Source organism: Streptomyces durocortorensis (assembly GCF_016901035.1).
In the GTDB taxonomy this organism is placed as follows: Bacteria; Actinomycetota; Actinomycetes; order Streptomycetales; family Streptomycetaceae; genus Streptomyces; species Streptomyces durocortorensis.
Window position 1 is genome coordinate 1 of sequence record NZ_JAFEUF010000370.1, and the last position, 2,701, is coordinate 2,701.

2 protein-coding genes and 1 pseudogene (1 of these 3 cut by a window edge) are annotated in these 2,701 nt (G+C 72.4%); all 3 read left to right on the forward strand.

What is annotated here, in order from left to right:
• Positions 1–21: 21 nt before the first annotated feature.
• Positions 22–267: pseudogene (locus tag JS521_RS33935) on the forward strand (ABC transporter C-terminal domain-containing protein); the annotation flags it as partial.
• A 76-nt stretch (positions 268–343) separates the two neighbouring features.
• Positions 344–2,095, forward strand: a complete 1,752-nt coding sequence (locus JS521_RS33940) for an outer membrane protein assembly factor BamB family protein (protein WP_205086730.1) — start codon at positions 344–346, stop codon at positions 2,093–2,095.
• Between the two features lie 238 nt (positions 2,096–2,333).
• Positions 2,334–2,701, forward strand: partial view of an outer membrane protein assembly factor BamB family protein gene (locus JS521_RS33945; RefSeq protein WP_205086731.1) — the 5' portion only. The gene runs 1,663 nt beyond the window's last position; 368 of the gene's 2,031 nt are visible here — the first part of the coding sequence; its start codon is at positions 2,334–2,336; its stop codon lies off the right edge, out of view.

A 2,701-nucleotide genomic window follows, 5' to 3' on the forward strand; every position in this document is an offset into this window, starting at 1 on the left:
TGATGTTTATATGAGACAGCGTCCGGAGCCCCCGCCGCGGCCCCCGCCGTCTCGGCGCAGGAGGCCCGTGCCGCGAAGAAGGAGTTGCAGAAGGTCGAGCGGCAGCTCGACAAGCTCTCCACCCGCGAGACCACGCTGCACAAGCAGATCGCGGACAACGCCACCGACTTCGAGAAGGTCGCGAAGCTCGACGCCGAACTGCGTGAACTCGTCACTGAGCGGGACGAGTTGGAGATGCGCTGGCTGGAGCTGGCCGAGGACGCCTGACCGGACCGACGGGGCTGCGGCGGCAGATGGTAGAACGGGGCGGCAGGGACCGTACGTTCGAGGGGGACCACAACCGATGTCGCAGCCGCCGCCGCAGGGCAGCCCGGGGGAGCAGGGAGGCTTCGGCGCACCGTACGAACCGCAGCCCGGTGCGTACGGAGAGCCGGGGCAGCAGCAACACCAGCCGCAGCCCGGCCCGTACGGTCCGCCGCCCACGCCGTCGTACGGCTACCCGCAGCCGCAGCCGCCCACCGTGCCGTACGGCTACCCGCAGTCGCAGCCGCACCCGCCCACTGTGCCGCCCGGCTACCCGCAGCCGCCCACCGTGCCGTACGGCCAACCCCAGCAGCCGCCCGCCGGCGGGTCCGGGTCCGGGGGCGGCGGGCGTCCGCGGGGCCGGGCCGCCGGTCTCGTCGCCGCCGTGCTCGCCGGGCTCCTCGTCATCGGGGCGGGCGTCTGGTTCGCGGTGGGCGGCGACGACGGCACCGACGACAAGAACCCCGTCGCGAAGGAGAGCACCGCCCCGAAGAAGCCCAGCGGCGAGCCGAGCCCGAAGCTGACGCCCGGCCCGGGTGCTGCGGAGCTCAACAAGGACCGCAAGGACGGCGAGGCGAAGGTCCGCTGGCTCCAGAAGAACGACGTGGACGTGCCGGAGGGCGGCGTCGGCGTGCGCGGTCCGTGGATCACGGGCGGCATCGTGGCCAAGGCCATGTACCGCACGGCGTCCGGCTACTCCCTCGACGACGGCTCGCAGAAGTGGAGCCTGCGGCTTCCGGCCGACGTCTGCGGCGCGCCGACGCAGCCGAGCCCGGACGGCAAGATCGTCATCGCTCTCCGGGAAGACACCGTCGAAGGTGCGGACTGCGAGAAGCTCCAGATGATCGACCTGACCACCGGCAAGGCGGGCTGGACCGCCACCCTCGACCGTTCCTCGATGACGGACGGGTTGTCGAACATCGTCATGGCGGTCAACGGCGACGTCCTGACGGTCGGACGGACGACCCGCACCGACGCCTACCGGATCAGCGACGGCAAGCCCCTGTGGGACCGGCTGCCGGGCTTCTGCCAGCCGTACGGCTTCACCAGCGGCGACGTCCCGCTCGCCGCGGTCGACTGCCGCAAGCGCCCGGGTGACGACGCCACCCCGGACGAGGAAGTGCGGCGCATGGACCCGGCCACCGGCAAGACCGTGTGGACGTACAAGGTCAAGAAGGGCTGGAGGATCGACCGGTTCTACTCCGTCGAACCGCCGGTCGTCTCGCTGCGGAAGGACGAGGACACGGGGGAGCCGCAGTGGGCCATCGCGCTCCTGAGCAACGACGGCGACCTCCTCGCCCAGCCCGACCCCGGCAAGGAGCAGTTCGAGATCGAGTGCGGTGAGCCGGACGAGAACCTGGAGGACTGCCTCGGTGCGACCGCCGGCGGTGACACGTTCTACCTCGCCACGAAGCCCGCTCACGTGGACGGCGAGTTCACCAACTCCGTCGTCGCCTTCGACATGAAGACCGGCAAGATGAAGTGGAAGGTGCCGGCGCCGGCCGCGCAGACGCTGCACCCGATGCGGGTCGAGGACGGCAAGGTGCTGCTGTATCTCACTCCGCCGTACTCGAAGGGCGAGAACGGCGGCGGCATCATGGCCCTCGGGCCGCAGGGCGGCGCTCTGCAGACGGTTCTGCGGCATCCTGCTGCGGCCGGAGGTGCCGAGCAGATGTTCGAGCCCGTGGTCCGCTATGCCGACGGCCGCTCTCTGGTCGCCGCCGGCCGCGTCAGCGCGGAGAACGACGCGGAGGAGATGGACCTGGAGACGATCATCGCCTTCGGTGACTGACCATCACCTCCGGCCGGGGCGTAACGAGGGCATCACAAGGCGGTTCTCCCTTGGGAACAGGGGCTGGACCGAGCCGGTGCCGGGTGGCGGACGGGTGGTACAAAGAAGCCCCGCCCGACTGTCGTAACACTGCGGAAGCCATGCCCGATTCGCTCCTTTCCGAGGGGGATTGACCCCTCTCGGAATCGCGGGGGAGACCGGATCGCGCACCGGGCCGCACGAAGGGGGACGTGCTGATATGAGCCAGCCGCCCAGCCAGCAACCGCCGCAGGGAGGCTTCGGGGCTCCGCAGGAGCCGCCGAACGGAGCTCCTCAGCCGCCCCAGGACCAGCCGCCCCAGGGTCAGCCGGACCTGGCCAAGCCGCCGCAGACGCCGCCCGGCCAGCCGCCCCACGCACAGCCGCCGACGCCCCCGGCCGGCCCGCCGCAGACGCCCCCGCCGGGCACCCCGGCGTACGGCTACCCGCAACAGCCCCCGGCGCAGCCCGGTTACGGCTACCCGCAGCAGCCCGGCCAGGCGCCCGGCCCCAACCGCCCGCCCCCCCCCCCCCCGGCCCCCCGGCCCCCCCCCCCCCCACCCCCCCCCGCCCGCCCCCCGCCCCCGCC

Excerpts from the sequence above, each read along its gene's own strand:
- JS521_RS33940 (WP_205086730.1), top strand. The coding sequence starts at position 344 with ATGTCGCAGCCGCCGCCGCAGGGCAGCCCGGGGGAGCAGGGAGGCTTC.